This is a genomic window from Bradyrhizobium brasilense (genome assembly GCF_029714345.1).
Taxonomy (GTDB): domain Bacteria; phylum Pseudomonadota; class Alphaproteobacteria; order Rhizobiales; family Xanthobacteraceae; genus Bradyrhizobium; species Bradyrhizobium australafricanum.
In genome coordinates this window covers 3,059,775-3,076,194 of record NZ_CP121669.1, presented here as the reverse complement: position 1 = coordinate 3,076,194, position 16,420 = coordinate 3,059,775, and the positions used below count along the sequence as shown (strand labels likewise).

At 63.1% G+C, this 16,420-nt stretch carries 12 protein-coding genes; 5 read left to right on the top strand and 7 right to left on the bottom strand.

All coding sequences use genetic code 11. The features are described 5' to 3' along the window. Positions 1 to 80: 80 nt before the first annotated feature. Complete coding sequence (locus tag QA635_RS14175; protein ID WP_028342401.1) at positions 81 to 1,085, bottom strand: TRAP transporter substrate-binding protein; 1,005 nt, start codon at positions 1,083 to 1,085, stop codon at positions 81 to 83. Positions 1,086 to 2,159: 1,074 nt separating this feature from the next. Then, positions 2,160 to 2,513 (bottom strand): DUF2200 domain-containing protein, encoded by a 354-nt coding sequence (locus QA635_RS14170; RefSeq protein ID WP_283069776.1) that lies wholly within the window; start codon positions 2,511 to 2,513, stop codon positions 2,160 to 2,162. Positions 2,514 to 2,824: 311 nt separating this feature from the next. On the opposite strand from QA635_RS14170, the gene QA635_RS14165 reads away from it, so the two are divergent. Further along, positions 2,825 to 3,778 carry an MBL fold metallo-hydrolase gene (locus QA635_RS14165; RefSeq protein WP_283071634.1) on the top strand — a complete coding sequence of 318 codons (954 nt, stop codon included), beginning with the start codon at positions 2,825 to 2,827 and terminating at the stop codon, positions 3,776 to 3,778. Between the two features lie 979 nt (positions 3,779 to 4,757). On the opposite strand, the gene QA635_RS14160 is transcribed toward QA635_RS14165, so the two are convergent. After that, entirely contained in the window at positions 4,758 to 5,225 is a 468-nt protein-coding gene (locus QA635_RS14160) for a MarR family winged helix-turn-helix transcriptional regulator (protein ID WP_283069775.1), read from the bottom strand. Between the two features lie 156 nt (positions 5,226 to 5,381). Here QA635_RS14160 and QA635_RS14155 point away from each other — a divergent pair, with 156 nt between their 5' ends. Both QA635_RS14155 and QA635_RS14150 read left to right on the top strand, forming a co-directional pair. Next, positions 5,382 to 6,245, top strand: coding sequence for an isocitrate lyase/PEP mutase family protein (locus QA635_RS14155; RefSeq protein WP_283069773.1), 864 nt, complete (start codon positions 5,382 to 5,384; stop codon positions 6,243 to 6,245). After that, positions 6,242 to 6,799 (top strand): cytochrome b, encoded by a 558-nt coding sequence (locus QA635_RS14150; protein ID WP_283069772.1) that lies wholly within the window; start codon positions 6,242 to 6,244, stop codon positions 6,797 to 6,799. Before QA635_RS14155 ends, QA635_RS14150 begins: the two co-directional genes overlap by 4 nt. Positions 6,800 to 7,451: 652 nt before the next feature. Here the strand turns inward: QA635_RS14150 and dapD are convergent. The 4 genes from dapD to QA635_RS14130 form a co-directional block, all read right to left on the bottom strand. Next, positions 7,452 to 8,423, bottom strand: coding sequence for a 2,3,4,5-tetrahydropyridine-2,6-dicarboxylate N-succinyltransferase (dapD, locus tag QA635_RS14145; RefSeq protein WP_283069770.1), 972 nt, complete (start codon positions 8,421 to 8,423; stop codon positions 7,452 to 7,454). A gap of 238 nt (positions 8,424 to 8,661) precedes the next feature. Next, positions 8,662 to 11,448: a formate dehydrogenase subunit alpha gene (fdhF, locus tag QA635_RS14140; protein ID WP_425249153.1), complete on the bottom strand. Its 2,787-nt coding sequence runs from the start codon at positions 11,446 to 11,448 to the stop codon at positions 8,662 to 8,664. Positions 11,449 to 11,484: 36 nt separating this feature from the next. Then, complete coding sequence (locus QA635_RS14135) at positions 11,485 to 13,197, bottom strand: NADH-ubiquinone oxidoreductase-F iron-sulfur binding region domain-containing protein (protein WP_283069769.1); 1,713 nt, start codon at positions 13,195 to 13,197, stop codon at positions 11,485 to 11,487. Between the two features lie 207 nt (positions 13,198 to 13,404). Then, positions 13,405 to 14,658, bottom strand: coding sequence for a molybdopterin molybdotransferase MoeA (locus QA635_RS14130; protein WP_283069767.1), 1,254 nt, complete (start codon positions 14,656 to 14,658; stop codon positions 13,405 to 13,407). A 185-nt stretch (positions 14,659 to 14,843) separates the two neighbouring features. Between QA635_RS14130 and QA635_RS14125 the strand changes: the two genes are divergently transcribed. Next, positions 14,844 to 15,728 (top strand): formate dehydrogenase accessory sulfurtransferase FdhD, encoded by an 885-nt coding sequence (locus tag QA635_RS14125; protein ID WP_283069765.1) that lies wholly within the window; start codon positions 14,844 to 14,846, stop codon positions 15,726 to 15,728. Further along, positions 15,721 to 16,353, top strand: coding sequence for a molybdenum cofactor guanylyltransferase MobA (gene mobA, locus QA635_RS14120; RefSeq protein WP_283069764.1), 633 nt, complete (start codon positions 15,721 to 15,723; stop codon positions 16,351 to 16,353). Before QA635_RS14125 ends, mobA begins: the two co-directional genes overlap by 8 nt. Positions 16,354 to 16,420: the final 67 nt, after the last annotated feature.

Sequence of the window (16,420 nt, the reverse complement as noted above, 5' to 3'; positions counted from 1 at the left end):
AGAGAGCCCCCACCCCAACCCTCCCCCGCATGCGGGAGAGGGAGCGCACCGCCTTCTCGGCGGCGATCAGGCGATCCGCCTCAGTTCATCGGGCTGCGGCCGGTTTCCTTGAGGAATTCGTCGATCAGCGGCTGGCCGACGCGCGAGGCAACGTCCTTGTAGACCGGCATCATTGCCTTGCGCATCGCCTCGTCCTGCTCGGGCGTCAACGCAACGATCTCGGTCTTGCCGGCCTTCTTGATCTCGGCGAGCGCGTCGTCGTTCTCCTTGGCCGACTGGCTGTTGCCGAACTCGGTGGCTTCCTTCATCGCCTTGGAGAGCTGCTCGCGGATATCGGCCGGCAGGCCGTCCCAGAACTTCTTGTTCACGACCACGACGTAGCCGATGTAGCCGTGATTGGTGACGGTGGCGTACTTCTGCACCTCATGCATTTTCTGGGTGTAGATGTTCGACCAGGTGTTCTCCTGGCCGTCGACCACGCCGGTCTGCAGCGCCTGGTAGACGTCGGAGAATGCCATCACCTGCGGGATCGCGCCGAGTGCGCGGAACTGGGCTTCCAGCACCTTCGACGACTGGATGCGGAACTTGAGCCCCTTGTAGTCGGCGGGCGCGACCAGCTTCTTGTTCGCGCTCATCTGCTTGAAGCCGTTGTCCCAGTAGGCGAGACCGGTCATCCCCTTGGAATCCAGCTTCTTGAGCAGCTGGGCGCCGAGCGGCCCGTCGGTTACCTTCCGCAGCGACTTCAGGTCGGGCAGGATGTAGGGCAGATCGAAGACTTCGAATTCCTTGATGCCGATCGGGCCGAACTTCGAGTTTGACGGCGCCAGCATCTGCACCGCGCCGAGCTGCAGCGCCTCGAGCTCTTCCTTGTCCTTGTAAAGCGTCGAGTTCGGGTAGACCTCGACCTTCACCTTGCCGCCGGTGTACTTCTCGGCGAGTTCCTTGAACTTGTCGGCCGCCTTGCCCTTCGGCGTATCCGAGGCCACCACGTGGCTGAATTTGAGAACGATCGGCGACTGCGCCGCCGCAGGCCCGACAAAGGTCAAAGCCGCGATCGACGCCGCAGCCAATATGAGTTTACGCATGTTTCCTCCCGCGTAATTGCGGAGCGCGAATACCGGCCCCGAGACATCCGGTCGCACCATTACAGACAAGCAAAGACGATTGCCATTGCCCCTTTAGCAGGGGCCAATTGCACCATTGCTGCACTGCAAAATTCGATGCGGCGGTATCCCCTTCGGCTCTTGCGACCGTTCAATGACACCGCCCGCACGCTGTGCCCGGCCACGGCAATGAGGTCAATGCGAGGTTTGGCAATGGCGGGTTCGCCGGGCGCGAATGCTGCGCGTGTTTCTTGCCGGCTGTCGCCCCTGCGAAGGCAGAGATCCATACGCCGCGGCAAATCTTGCAAATGTGACTCTTCGTTGTCGTCCTGGCGAAAGCCAGGACCCATAACCACCGCATTTGATTGTGAACGAGGTCGTGGCCCCAGCATCGCGCAACAAATCTCATTTGGGGTAATGGGTCCTGGCTTTCGCCAGGACGACACTGAATGTGTTGGACCACGTGTGGCTCATGCTTCCGCAGTCTCGCGGCGCATTGCGTCCGAGCTTTGCATCTTGTTCCGCCCTCACCTCAAGCAGAGGGCGCAGGGAAAGCCGGGTGCCGATCGCACCCATGGGCCCCGAGCAAATGGGTAGAAAGCTCGGGGGTAGGACCACAGGTGTAACCGGAAACACTCCGGCTTTCCCTGCGCGATGGGCTACGGCTTACTTCGTGCTCTCCCCGGCGAGACTGGGCTTGGTTGTCACCGTCTTCGCAACGCGCACTGCGCAATCGGAAAAGACACCTGCCGCTAGGGCGTCAGGACCACACGACTTCACCGTCCGCCTCATGCACGTTCGTCAACTGCGCAATCGGCGTCCACCGCATCTCGACCCACGTTCGTGACGACCGCGAAGCGCCCCTCGTGTCGGGTGAGACGGGCAGCGTTATACACTGAGTTGTCCTACTGATAAACCGAAATATTTTTGCTGCGGAGGCTTGCGCCGTCGGGCAACTCAGTGGTAGCGGCCCTCCCCGGTCCTTTCGTCATTGCGGGCGACGCACCAGCGTCCGGTGTCGCCTCGCCGAGCGAACGGAATCCGGTCGATCAGGCGTCATTCCCTCCGCAGGATTTTATCCATGGCCTTTCCACGCGCCAGCTCATCGATCAGCTTATCCAGGTAACGAATTTCCCGCATGGTCGGCTCTTTGATTTCCTCAACCCTGACACCGCACACCATGCCCTTGATCAAGGCCCGCGAAGCATTCATTTCAGGCGCCTTTGCGAAGAACGTTTCGAAGTCGGTTTGTTTTTCCAACTGAGCTTCCAGCTCCTTCGAACCGTAGCCGGTCAACCAGGAGATCACCTGATCAACCTCCGCTTTGGTGCGTCCCTTCTTCTCCGCTTTCGCGACATAGAGCGGGTAAACGCTTGCGAAGCTCGTTGTATAGATCCGATGCTTGGCCATGAATTGCTCCGAACGTTCGTATTCCGGGGTCTCGACGAGGAGATATTAGTCCTGGGTTGAACCGGCTTCGCCAATCCGAAGTGTCGCATATGGCTGGGGGCATGGCGATTGCCTGCTGCCTCCCGTTTCGTCCCCAGCGCTCGCGTGCGGCGGCCCGCATGCGTTGGCAGCAATCGCTCTACAGCGACGGCAACCGCTCTGGGGCGGCGCCCCACCCGATCCGTTAGATCACCACCATGTCCAATCCACGGGCGGAAACAATGCGGCCCGCCGGGATCGAACATCAGGATCGAACGCAGGAGTTTTCAACGATGAACCAGATGATCCGCAATACTCAGGAGACAAGCATTAACCTCGACAATGTCTCGCACGCCGGTCAGCCGGGGCCAAACGAGTTGGTGCCATCGCGCTACGCGCTGAAGATCGGCGAGATCGACGTGCTGGTCGTCAGCGACGGGGTGCTGCCGCTGCCGACCAAGATGCTGGCGCACAATGCCGAGCCGGCCGTCCGCGCGGCCTGGCTGGACGACATGTTCCTGCCGCCGGACGCGTTCGACTGGGCGCTGAACGTGGTCGTGGTGCGAAGCGGCGGGAAAACCATCCTCGTCGACGCCGGGCTGGGGTCGGACCCGGACCTGCACCTGCCGAAGGCCGGGCAGACGGTCAAGCGACTGGAGGCGGCCGGCATCGATCTTGGGTCCGTGACCGACGTGGTCCTGACCCACATGCACATGGACCACGTTGGCGGGCTGCTCGTCGAGGGCGTGAAGGAGCGGCTGCGTCCGGACCTGCGGATTCATGTGGCGGCTGCCGAGGTCAAGTTCTGGGAGGCGCCCGATTTCTCCCGCGTCTCGATGCCGCCGGGTTTCCCGGACGCGCTTCGTGCGACCGCCAAGCGGTTCAAGAAGGAATACCAGAGCCAGTTGCGGCTGTTCGACGAGGAGCACGAGGTGGCGCCCGGAGTGGTCGTCCGTCGCAGCGGCGGCCACACTCCCGGCCACAGCGTCGTTCGTCTGGCGTCCGGCGGCGACCGGCTGACATTCGCCGGTGACCTCGTGTTCGCGGTCGGGTTCGAGCACCCCGAATGGCACAACGGCTTCGAGCACGATCCCGAAGAGGCGGCCCGCGCCCGGATCAGTCTGTTGCGGGAACTGGCGGCGAACCGCGAGCTGCTGGTTGCCACGCATATGCCGTTCCCGTCCGTCGGACATGTCGCGGTCGAGGGTGACGCCTTCCGTTGGGTGCCGGTGTTCTGGGACTACTGAGACCTTGTCGAGTTAGAGCCGAACCGGGGCGCGTACTCATATCGATCATGGGTGCGGGCTCCGGCTTCCGCGCGGCCGATCGCGGTCCGATCGCCACGAAATAACGGGCCAATTCAAATGTCCGCCCGGAGTGGCACCTGCTTGCTACTTGCAGCCGCGGCAAATCGTAAGCTTGCCCTTTAGCTTGTCATCGTCCCCGGGATCGACCGATTGCTGCCCAGAGACCCGATCTGCTTCTTGATCGAGCCTGGGCTGCTTTGCCCGGTGTGACCTGACGGGTCGCGTCGTCCGGCTTGACGTGTCGTCGTCGATGCCGACGCTAAAACCATCGTAATCGGGGACCGGTCCAGCCGACGGCGGCGACCTGTCGATCACCTGTGCTGGCGAAGCGCTGCCTGACTCTACCGGCGTGTGTTCGACAGTGGCAGATCGTGGGGCAGTGGAGCGTGGCAAAGACTCCTTGGCGGCTCGGGGCAGTACCGAACTCTTAGCGGTCGCCGTCGGCGGCCAGACGCTGTTGGTTGCAGCCGGAGATGCCGATCCCTCGTCCGACGGCGGCGGCGCAAGCGAAAGCGGAGGGGAAAGCGAGGTCTGACATCTCGCGCTGTCTTGTGACCAAACTCCCGCCGTCAATAAACCAAGGGCAAGCAGTGTTGCGTTCTTCATTACTCGTCCTGCAAATCACTTGGAACGAAAGCATTGATCGCGTGACTCCTATCGCCACGCTTCGACAAGAATTTCCACATCTGACATGGCGATCAAAAATTGACGGAAGTTGGGAGCCATGGGCGGATACATGCGCGCTTCGGTCCACCCTCGTTACTGGCCCCAATGTCCGCATCGGGTCAAAAGCCGTCGATCGCGACCGAACCCAGGGACTTCCGGTTCCCTTCGGAGAGCCGACGCTCTCGAGGTCATTCAGATCGTCAGCCATAAGCGGATTGCTGACATTGAAACTGAAATCAGTCGTACGGAATTCTCACGATTTTCGGCTGCGCCGCATTGCCGCTTTGGAGTAAGCCGTGATGCGGTCGAGCAAGGCCCCGGCTTTGATCAGGTCCGAGCGCTCGCTGGCTGTGAGGTATGCATCCATGGCTTCGGTGAGCCAGCGCTCGCCGCTGGCGCGGCTGTCATCGAGAAATCGCTGCCCGGCTGAACTAAGCCGGAGCCTGACTTTGCGCCGGTCCTCGGTATCCGGCGTCCGCACGATCAGATTGCGCGCTTCGAGGGAGCGCAGCGTTGCAGCAAGATTTGAAGAGCGCATGCCCTCGTCGGCCGCGAGTACCGAAGGTGTGGCCGCTTCGCCGTGGCGGTCGATCGCACCCAGCACCAGCAACCGTGCCCAGGATCGATCGTCCGCGGTGGCTTCATGGCGCAGCCGGCGGGAAGCGTCCATCAACTGCCTTCGCAATTGCGTGATGTCGCGGTTCCGGCGTTGAATTCTCATATTGTTACTATCAAATAGCTATTGACGCATAGCAATAGAGGCCATGAGCAATCTGTTGAATGTTTCCGTGCAGAAGGCCTGCTGCGCTGGCCACCTCCGGGCAATCGTGACGATCGCAGCCCACCTCATCATCCAAAATCAGTTGAGGAGATCACGATGACGTCCAAAACCCTGAGAAAGTTGATCGAGGAAAAGCCGTTTGTGACCTGTCCCGGTGTCTTCGATCTGGTCTCCGGTAAGCTCGCCGATCGCACCAAGGCCGACGCGCTTTACATGACAGGCTATGGGGTCGCGGCGTCTTACCTCGGACTGCCCGATGCCGGTCTAGCGACCTATTCGCAGATGCTAGATCGCGTGCAGGTTATCGCCCAAACCGTGCGCAAGCCGCTGATCGCCGATGGCGATACCGGTTACGGTGGCTTGCTGAATGTTCATCATACCGTCCGCGGCTACGAGAGGGCTGGAGCCGCAGCGATCCAGCTTGAAGATCAGCAAGGCCCCAAGAAGTGCGGGCACACGCCGAACCGGCACGTGATCTCTGCCAAGGAGATGGTCAACAAGTTGACCGTCGGGAACGATGCGCGCTCGTCGAAAGATTTCCTAATCATCGCACGCACGGACGCTCGCACGCAACTTGGCCTCGATGAAGCGATCCGCCGCGGCGAAGCCTATGCTGAAGCCGGGGCCGACATTATTTTCATCGAGAGTCCGGAATCGGAAGCGGAGATGCGAAAGATCGGAATAGCTTTGGACGTGCCGCTGGTCTCGAACCAACTACACGGGGGTCGGACCCCCATTCTCAACCAGGATAAACTTAGGGAAATCGGTTACCGGATGGCTATTTATCCGACGGCGGGCCTGCTCGCTACCGCTTATGCTCTGAACAACGTCTATAGCGCGCTGGCCGAAGACAAGCCGGTGCAGGAGCCGCTCTATGACTTCAACGTGTTCAGCTCGTTGATTGGTTTTCAGGAGGTGTGGGCTTTCGAGAAGAAACACGCCTCACTGGAAGCGGATTGAGCCGCGACGTGACGGACACATCTGGAAGTCAGCCGGAAGTCTATGACCGCACAACGATCACGCTGCACTGGACGACCGCAATTCTCGTCGCGATCCAGTTTCTGATCGGTAGGACAACTAACCTTCTGCAGCGTGGCCCGCTTCGGGTCGACATCTGGTCCGTGCATGTCCTGTTTGGTTTTGTGTTCGCGAGCGTAGTGATCTTTGGAATGTTCTGGCGCGCCACACGCGGCCGTAGATTGCCGCCGATTAACCGCGGCGTCTTGCACGTAACGGCAGTGGCAATGCACCGGCTACTCGATCTGCTGCTAGTGATCATGGTCGCACTGGGCATCACCAATGTGTTTGCGCACGGTTTCCCACTGTTCAACATTCTGCACTTTCCGAAATTCGGCGGTGACGAATTCATGCGTAGCATCAATGGGTGGCACGGATTGTTCGCAAATATCATCGTCACTGTGGCACTGCTTCATTCCGCGGCCGCGCTTTTCCACCGCTATGTGATCAAGGACGGGGTTTTGCGCAGGATGTGGCCGCCCCTGACTGAGCGGTGAGCGGCGCTGTGCGAATGACAAGCAAGCATCGAAGGTGAAAAGCGGTGAGCCCGATGACGGCGATTTGGCCGTCTCGAACCGCTACGCCGCGCGCCCGGGGCGGGCGGCGGGGCCGGACAAAGAGTGACTTTCAGTTCGGCAATAGGTCAAAAGCCGAACCTGGGGACTTCCGGTTCACTTCGGAGAGCCGCCGTTCGCGATGGTCATCCGGATCGTCAGCTATGGGCTATAAGCGGTCATTCAACCCAGTTGAGCGCGAATTAGCTTGCTTTGCTTTGAGTCCTTTTGCACTCTCAGGCAAGGAGGCCGATGCATGAAGATAATGACCGTCGCGTGCGCTCTCGGAGCGGCCCTCGTGCTGTGCAACCTCGGGACGTCTGGTGCTGAAGCCCGGGCGCGGAAGGCACAAGTCGTTCATGAACCAAGGCGGATCATTATCCCGACGCCCGTGATAAGGCCAACTCCGTGGGATTACTATATTGTTCCACGATATCAATATCGCCCTGAAGACGACCGGGTCGATCCATACGCCCCGCCCCTGGAGTCGTCGTGGCGCCTCTATGAGGCGTGGCGGTGGCCATACTGGTGGTGAACGGCGATCGCGCCAAACAGATCGCATTCCGAGTGGTGATCGTCCCCTGACGGACGGGGACTAGCTGTGAAGTTGCGCGTTGAGGCCGTCCCAATTTGGCGTACGTCTGGTTGCCTCAAGAGCGCCGCTCTGGGAATTCCGACGAAACAGCAGGCCGTTCTGGCCAGAGAGTTCCTTGGCTTTCAGGACTCGGCCATCTTGCAAAAGGATGCGCGCGCCTGCCGTGACATAACAGCCCGCTTCGACGATACAATCGTCACCCAATGAAATGCCGATACCGGCGTTGGCTCCGATCAGGCAGCGCTCGCCAACTGTAATCCTCTCTTTCCCTCCTCCGGACAGAGTGCCCATGATCGACGCTCCGCCACCAACGTCGCTGCCGCTTCCAACAACCACACCGGCGCTGATCCGGCCTTCGACCATGCAGGGACCGAGCGTACCCGCGTTAAAATTGCAAAAGCCTTCATGCATGACGGTCGTGCCCGGGGCCAAGTGGGCGCCGAGCCTTACGCGATCCGCATCTGCAATTCTCACGTCTGCGGGCGTCACATAGTCAGTCATGCGCGGAAATTTATCCACGCCTGTCACCTCAAACGCGAGGGCACGCTTTCGTGCCTCCATTCGCGCGTCCGGTACACGAGAGCACTCACAGGGACCGAGGGTCGTCCAGGCAACGTTAGGTAAGAGACCGAAAACTCCCTCGAGGTTCAGACAATTCGGCTGGACGAGCCGGTGGCTCAGCAGATGGAGTCGAAGATACGCGTCGTGCACGTCCGTCGGCGCAGATGCAAGGGAGCCAATTTCCGTACGGATTGGAACGATGTCGACATTGCGAATGTCGTCGTGTCGCGCATATCCGTCCGCCGACTCGCCCAACGATCTGCTGACCTCGTCCTTCGTCAGACGCACCGTTGCCGTCTTGTCGGCCTCCGCGACCAGGCGCAGCTGAAGAAACCAGGAATCCAGCACGCGCCCATCAGCGGCAATCGTCGCAAATCCCTCGCCTCTCGCGCCCCTCAGCTCCATCGTCATCTGAATTTCTCACACTGCGATCCTGCACGTCATGCATACGCGAGTTCGCGTGGAAATGGCAACTTCCGGACTCTCAAACAGGTCCGCTTTGGGGCAAAGGGCGACATGGGTCCACGCCGCAGCGACGCCCCGCTCCTATGCTCTGAGCGGACGTCGATCGACGGTGCTTGCGGTGCCGTGTCGGGCGAGCGAGTAGCCGGCGCGGCCGGCTCGTCCTCAACGCTTCGACCCCGGACCGCTACTCCGCCGCGGTCCGGATATCGATCTTCTCGGCGCGGACCGCGCAGAACTTGAACTCCGGGATCTTGCCGAACGGATCGAGCGCCGGGTTGGTCAACAGGTTTGCGGCCGCCTCCGCGTAGCAGAACGGCATGAAGACCATGTTCTCGGGCACGTCGCGGTCGGCACGCACCTTGACCTCGACCGCGCCGCGGCGCGTCTCGAGACGGATGAAGTCGCCGGGCGCGAGTCCCTTCTTGTGCATGTCCTTCGGGGTCATGAACGCGACCGCTTCGGGTTCGATCTGGTCGAGCACCTGGGCACGGCGCGTCATCGAGCCGGTGTGCCAATGTTCGAGCACGCGGCCGGTCGACAGCACCATCGGGTACTCGTCGTCGGGCAGTTCGTCAGGCGGGATCACCTTGGCCGGCACGATCTTGCCGCGGCCGCTTTCGGTCGGGAAGCCGGTGGTGAAGATGATCTCGTTGCCGGGCTTGTCGGGATCGTCGACCGGATAGGTCACCGCGCCCTCGCGCACCAGGCGCTCCCAGCTGATGTTCTTCAGCGACGGCATCAGCTCGGCCATCTCGGTGAAGACCTCACCCGGCTCCGCATAGTTCCAGGGCAGTCCCATCCGCTTGCCGATCTCCTGGATGATCCAGAGATCCTGCCTTGCATCGCCCGGCGGCTTGATCACCTCGCGCGCCAGCTGCACGCGGCGGTCGGTGTTGGTGAAGGAGCCGGACTTTTCGGCGAACGCCGAAGCCGGCAGGATGACGTCGGCGTGAAACGCGGTCTCGGTGACGAACAGGTCCTGCACGACGAGATGATCGAGCTTGGCGAGCGCCTCGCGCGCGTGCTGCAGGTCGGGATCGGACATCGCGGGATTCTCGCCCTCGACATACATGCCGTGGATTTCGCCGGCGTGGATCGCGTTCATGATCTCGACGACGGTCAGGCCGCGCACCGGATCGAGCTCCTGTCCCCACAGCTTTTCGAAGGCGCCGCGCATGTCGTCGCGGCCGACCGGCTGGTAGTCCGGAAGGAACATCGGAATCAGGCCGGCGTCGGAGGCGCCCTGCACATTGTTCTGCCCGCGCAGCGGATGCAGCCCGGTGCCGGGGCGGCCGACCTGGCCAGTGATCAGGGCGAGCGCGATCAGGCAGCGCGCATTGTCGGTGCCGTGGACGTGCTGGCTGATGCCCATGCCCCAGAAGATGATCGACGATTTGGCGCGGGCATAGGCGCGCGCGACCTCGCGCAGCGTCTCCGCCGGAATACCGCAGATCTGGGACATGCGCTCCGGCGTGAACTCCTGGATCTTCGCCTTCAGCTCGTCATAGCCCTCGGTATAGCCGGCGATGTACTGCTCGTCGGTCAGGCCTTCGGTGATGATCGTGTGGATCATCGCGTTCAGCATCGCGACGTCGCTGCCCGGTTTGAATTGCAGGTGCTGCGTGGCGTGGCGCGACAGCGTCTGTCGGCGCGGGTCCATCACATAGAGCTTGGCGCCGCGCTTGGCGGCGTTCTTGATGTAGGTGGCGGCGACCGGATGGTTCACGGTCGGATTGGCGCCGATCACCCAGATCACCTCGGCGTCGGCCGCGGCCGCGAACGGCGCCGACACCGCGCCGGAGCTCAGTCCCTCGAACAGCGCCGCCACCGACGAGGCGTGACACAGCCGCGTGCAGTGATCGACATTGTTGGAGCCGAAGCCGGTGCGCACCAGCTTCTGGAACAGATAGGCTTCCTCGTTCGAGCCCTTGGCCGAGCCGAAGCCGGCGAGCGCCTTGGCGCCCTTCTCGTCGCGGATCTTGCGCAAGCCCGCAGCGGCGAGATCGAGCGCCTCCTCCCATGTCGCTTCGCGGAAATGGGTGTAGGGATTGGCCGGATCGACCTGGTCGTTGGCATCCTTCTTGACGCCGGGCAGCCGCACCAGCGGCTTGGTCAGACGATTGGGGTGATGGATGTAGTCGAAGCCGAAGCGGCCCTTGACACAGAGCCGGTTGTGATTGGCGGGACCATCGCGGCCTTCCGCGTAGATCACCTTCTCGTCCTTGACCTGGTAGGTGACCTGGCAGCCGACGCCGCAATACGGACAGAGCGAATCCACCTTCTTGTCGGGATAGGTGACGCGGGTCTGCTTGTCGTCGAGCATGACCGCCGGCATCAGGGCGCCAGTCGGGCAGGCCTGCACGCACTCGCCGCAGGCGACGCAAGTCGATTCGCCCATCGGATCGTCGAAGTCGAACACGATCTTGGCATTGTGGTTGCGGTAGGCCATGCCGATCACGTCGTTGACCTGCACCTCGCGGCACGCCCGCACGCAGAGGCCGCACTGGATGCAGGCGTCGAGATTGACGCTCATCGCCGGATGACTGGTGTCGGCATGCCAGCGTTCAGTGGTGGGAAAGCGGCTTTCGGTCACGCCGGTCTTCTCGGCCCAGTGCCAGAATTTCGAGTCCGGATCGTGCGAGGTCTCGCGCGCCGGCTGGTCCGCCACCAGCAGCTCCATCACCATCTTCTGCGCCGCGACGGCGCGCTGGCTGGCCGACTTCACCTTCATGCCGACCGTCGGCGTCCGCTTGCAGGACGCCGCCAGCACGCGCTCGCCTTCGATTTCGACCATGCAGGCGCGGCAGTTGCCGTCCGGCCGGTAGTCCGGCGCGGGCGAATAGCACAGATGCGGGATCTCGGTGCCCTGGCGCTTGGCGACCTGCCAGATCGTCTCGCCGGCCCGCGCTTCGACCTGCTCGCCGTCGAGCTCGAACTGAATCGTCAGGCCTGAGTTCTGATTGTTGCTCATTCAAATCCTCGTCGAAATTCGTCTGCTCGGCCTCGCCTACTCGGCGGCTTGCTGCGGACGAAAGCCGTCCGGAAAATATTTGATCACGGAGGTCAGCGGATTGGAGGCCGCCTGACCGAGGCCACAGATCGACGCATCGCGCATCGCCTGGCTCAATTGGTCGAGCAGTTCCTTGTTCCAGACCGGCTGCTGCATCAACAGCGCCGCCTTCTCGGTTCCGGCGCGGCACGGCGTGCATTGCCCGCAGCTCTCGTCCTCGAAGAACTTCATCAGGTTCAGCGCGGCATCCCTGACGTCATCAGCCTGCGAGAGCACGACCACGGCGGCGGAGCCGATGAAGCAGCCATATTTCTCCAGCGTGCCGAAATCGAGCGGGATGTCGTCCATCGACGCCGGCAGGATGCCGCCGGATGCACCGCCCGGCAGATAGGCCTGCAAGGTATGGCCATCGGCCATGCCGCCGCAGAACTCGTCGATCAACTCGCGCAGCGTGATGCCGGCGGGAGCGAGCTTGACGCCGGGATTCTTGACGCGTCCCGACACCGAGAAGCTGCGCAGGCCATGGCGCTCGTTGCGGCCGTGGCTCTTCCACCAGTCGGCGCCCTTCTCGACGATGTCGCGCACCCACCACAACGTCTCGATGTTGTTGATCAGCGTCGGCAGGCCGAACAACCCGACCTGGAACGGATATGGCGGCTTGTGCCGCGGCAGGCCGCGCTTGCCCTCGATCGATTCCAGCAGCGAGGATTCCTCGCCGCAGATATAGGCGCCGGCGCCGCGCCGCAGGTGCAGCGTCGGACCACCTGGCGGGAGCTTCGCGATCTCGCGGGCGAGGATGTCGCGGCAGGCCGGGTACTCGTCGCGGATATAGATGTAGACTTCCGGCGCCTCGACCACGTGGGCGCCGATCAGCATGCCCTCGAGGAAGCGATGCGGATCGGTCTCGAGATAATAGCGGTCCTTGAACGTGCCGGGCTCGCCTTCGTCGCCGTTCACCGCCATCAATCGCGGACCGGGCTCGCCGAGCACCGCGCGCCACTTGCGGCCGGTCGGAAAACCGGCGCCGCCGAGGCCGCGCAGCGACGCATCGTCGAGCGCCTTCAGCAGGTCTTCGCGCGGCAGCTCGCCTGAGCGCAGGCGCGCCAGCAGCCGGTATCCGCCGCCCGCCACATAGGCGTCGTAGTCGACATATGGCGGAAGGTGCACATGGGTGTCGCCGCTCTTCGCCGCCGCCAGCACATTGGTGACGGTCGCATGATCGACGAAGTTGTGGCCGACCTCGGCAGCGGGCGCGGTGTCGCAGCGGCCGACGCACGGTGCGCGCACGACGCGGATGCCGGGGCCGGCGCGGTTCTGCAGATCCTTCAACAGCTGTTCGCCGCCGAGCATCGCGCAGGTCAGCGAATCGCAGACACGCACGGTGAGCGGCGCGATGTCAGGCTCGCCTTCCTTCACGATGTCGAAATGCGCGTAGAAGGTGGCGGTCTCGAACACTTCGGCGAACGACAGCTTCATCTCGTCGGCGAGTGCGGCAAGATGCGCCGCCGATATCTGATGGTATTTGTCCTGGATCAGATGCAGATACTCGATCAGGAGGTCGCGCCGCCTCGGACGATCGCCGAGCAGCGTCTCGATCTCGTGGGCGGCCACGGGGTCGACCTGGCGTCCCTTGGGCGTAGCCTTCGCTCGCTTCCTGCCCTGTCCGGGATGCTCGAACGCACGAACCTTGTGAACGTCGTCTCCACTCATGAAGCCTCGCCTTGGGAACCACGCTTTGCGCGAATTGCACTGCTTCGACGAACTCTATTCTCTGGTATGCCAGAGGCAAGCAGTTTTAGAACGCCTCTAGCAGCGTCGGGTTGCCGCGTAGGCCATTGTTTATGTTTGCCTATCGGGCGATCTGATTTTGCTATCGCGCGCTCGTCGCGCTCCGCGGTCCCGACCGCGTTTCAGCTCTCACAGCAGGTCGGCGTAGCCGAGAAAGCCGACGGCATCGCCAAGTTCAACCCGCACCACCGACTCGCCGAGTTCGACCAGTCCATCGGTCTCGATCAGCGACGACAGCAGACCGGCTCCTTCGCGAGGAAACTTGGTCGCTTCCAGCGCACCGTCCGCCGCCTGTCGCAGCGAGACGCGGACATATTCGCGCCGCCCGCTCTTCTTCTTGTAGCTGAAGGCCGCCCGCACCGGCATCGGCAGCAAGGGGGACGGCACAGCGCCCGATAGCGCCAGCACGGTCGGCCGCACGACATGAACGAAGGTGACGAAACTCGCCACCGGATTGCCGGGCAGGCCGATCAGCGGGGTGCCGTCGATGATTCCCATCGCCACCGGGCGGCCGGGCTTGATCGCCATCCGCCACAGCACCAGCGAGCCCGCCTGCTCGATGCCGGCCCTGACGTGGTCCTCTTCGCCGGTCGAGACCCCGCCGGTGGTCAGGATCAGGTCGTAGCGCCGCGCGACCTGCTTGAGCGCGGCGGCAAGCTCGGCCCGCTCGTCGCGCAGGATGCCGAGATCGCCGACCTCGCAACCGAGCCGCCGCAACATCGCCATCAGCATGAAGCGGTTGGAATCGAACAGTTGCGCTTCGGTGCGCGCGCTGCCGGGCGCAGCCAGTTCATCGCCGGTCGAGAACACCCCGACGCGAAGCCGCCGCACCACATCGAGCGTGGTGAGCCCAAAGGCGGCGGCGACCGCGATATCCTGCGGGCGCAGCCGCCGGCCGCCCGCCAGCGCGACATGGCCGCGTGCAATGTCCTCGCCGGCCGGACGCACATTGGCGCCAATCTTCAGGCCGGACGGCAGGATCACGCTCCCGGAATCGTCGATCCGCACGTCTTCCTGCATGAACACGGTGTCGGTGCCATCGGGCATCGGCGCGCCGGTGAAGATCCGCACCGCCTGTCCGGGCTGCGCCGGCTGCGCCGACGCGCCCGCCTGCACCCGTCCGGCAACGGGGAACGCGCGCTCGCCGCTCGCCGGCAGGTCCGCGCCGGATACCGCGTAGCCGTCGACGGCGGAATTCTTGAACGACGGCAGCGCAAGCGGCGCGACAATGTCGCCGGCCAGGATGCGTCCGTCCGCATCCACCAGGGCAACGGCTTCGGTCTCGCCGACAGGCTTGACCCGCGCGGCGATGATCGCGACGGCTTCGTCGACCGACATCATCGGTCCGCCGAATGCGAAGCAGTCGTCCGAAAGCTGCGCCATGATCTCCCTCAGTCCTCGGCCATCGACAAGATTTGTTCGACCCGGATCGCGAACTGCGGCGTTATCCTCAAAGCCGGACCGATCGATGCCAGTTCCCGCGACGCGGCGGAGAGTCGCCAGTCAGTCTCCGAACGTGCTTATATCCCCAGCTGCGATGCCATGTGAACCCATCTGGACGTCAAGCAGTGCCCGAGAAAACCACCGCTCCCATCATTGTTCCTGATCCGGACGATCCGCGCCTGACGGAGCGCGTGGTCGGCGTCGATCAGACCGGCACGCGGACCGAGATCAAGGTGCCGGTCGAGCGGCCGCTGACGCTGTACCTCAACGCGCAGGAGATCGTCACGATGATGACGATCAACGACTACCCCGAATACCTCGCGCTCGGCTACCTCTTGAACCAGAACATGCTCAAATACGACGACGTCGTCACCGAGGTCGAATATGACGACGATCTCGAGGTCGTCGTGGTGCGTACCGCGCACCACACCAATTTCGAGGCCAAGCTGAAGAAGCGCACCCAGACCTCGGGCTGCGCCCAGGGCACGGCGTTCGGTGACCTGCTCGAAGCCGTCGAGAAGGTCGCGCTGCCGAAGGCCGAACTGCGAACCTCATGGCTCTACCGGATGACGCACACCATCAACACGATGCCCTCGCTCTATCTGGAAGCCGGCGCCATTCACGGCTGCGTGCTGTGCAAGGAGGCGACGCCGGTGTGCTACACCGAGGATGTCGGCCGGCATAATGCCGTCGACAAGATCGCGGGCTGGATCTACCGGCACAATGTCGATCCGGCCGACAAGATTCTCTACACCACCGGCCGGCTGACCTCGGAGATGGTGATCAAGACGGTGCGGATGGGGATCCCGATCCTGGTCTCCCGCTCCGGATTCACGGCGTGGGGCGTCGATCTGGCGCGGCAGGTCGGTTTGACGCTGGTCGGTCGCGCCCGCGGCAAGCGCTTCATCGCGCTGTCCGGTGAGGAGCGGATCGTCTACGACCAGAACCTCGACTATGTCGAAGAGGAATCGATGCGTCACAAGCGCAAGGGCGAGACCGACAATGACTGACATTCCGGGGTCCGGCATCCCGGGCGTACTGCTCGCCGGCGGCCTCGCGCGGCGAATGGGCGGCGGCGACAAGCCGATGCGCAAGATCGCGGGCCGCACCATTCTGCAGCGGGTGATCGACCGTCTCGCTCCGCAATGCAGTGGGCTGATCATCAACGCCAATGGCGACCCCACGCGCTTCGCCGCGTTCGGCCTTCCGGTCGTCGCCGACGATGTCGCCGATTATCCCGGTCCCCTCGCCGGCATCCTGGCCGCGCTCGACTGGACCGCCGCCAACCGGCCGGATGCGCAATGGGTGCTGAGCGCCGCGGGCGACTGTCCGTTTCTGCCGCGCGATCTCGTCACGCGCCTCGAAGAAGCGCGTCGAGCGCAGAATGCCGAGCTCGCGGTCGCTTCATCCGGCGGGCAGACGCATCCCGTCATCGGCCTCTGGAGCGTGCGCCTGCGGAACGAATTGCGTCAGGCGCTGGTCGTCGAGGACGTGCGCAAGATCGACCGCTGGACCGCGCGCTATCCGCTCGCAACGGTCGAGTGGCCGATCGAGCCGCTCGATCGGTTCTTCAATGCCAACACCGTCGAGGACATCGCGGAAGCCGATCGCCTCGCCGCGCTCGACGGCGGATAGAGCATTTTCGGTTCTGATTGAATCAGAACCGAAGCTCTGGATTCTTGTTTTGACGCGTTTTCTTCAC

Coding starts and splice junctions, on each gene's coding strand:
- QA635_RS14175 (WP_028342401.1), bottom strand. CDS start 1,085: ATGCGTAAACTCATATTGGCTGCGGCGTCGATCGCGGCTTTGACCTTT.
- QA635_RS14170 (WP_283069776.1), bottom strand. CDS start 2,513: ATGGCCAAGCATCGGATCTATACAACGAGCTTCGCAAGCGTTTACCCG.
- QA635_RS14165 (WP_283071634.1), top strand. CDS start 2,825: ATGAACCAGATGATCCGCAATACTCAGGAGACAAGCATTAACCTCGAC.
- QA635_RS14160 (WP_283069775.1), bottom strand. CDS start 5,225: ATGAGAATTCAACGCCGGAACCGCGACATCACGCAATTGCGAAGGCAG.
- QA635_RS14155 (WP_283069773.1), top strand. CDS start 5,382: ATGACGTCCAAAACCCTGAGAAAGTTGATCGAGGAAAAGCCGTTTGTG.
- dapD (WP_283069770.1), bottom strand. CDS start 8,423: ATGACGATGGAGCTGAGGGGCGCGAGAGGCGAGGGATTTGCGACGATT.
- fdhF (WP_425249153.1), bottom strand. CDS start 11,448: ATGAGCAACAATCAGAACTCAGGCCTGACGATTCAGTTCGAGCTCGAC.
- QA635_RS14135 (WP_283069769.1), bottom strand. CDS start 13,197: ATGAGTGGAGACGACGTTCACAAGGTTCGTGCGTTCGAGCATCCCGGA.
- QA635_RS14130 (WP_283069767.1), bottom strand. CDS start 14,658: ATGGCGCAGCTTTCGGACGACTGCTTCGCATTCGGCGGACCGATGATG.
- mobA (WP_283069764.1), top strand. CDS start 15,721: ATGACTGACATTCCGGGGTCCGGCATCCCGGGCGTACTGCTCGCCGGC.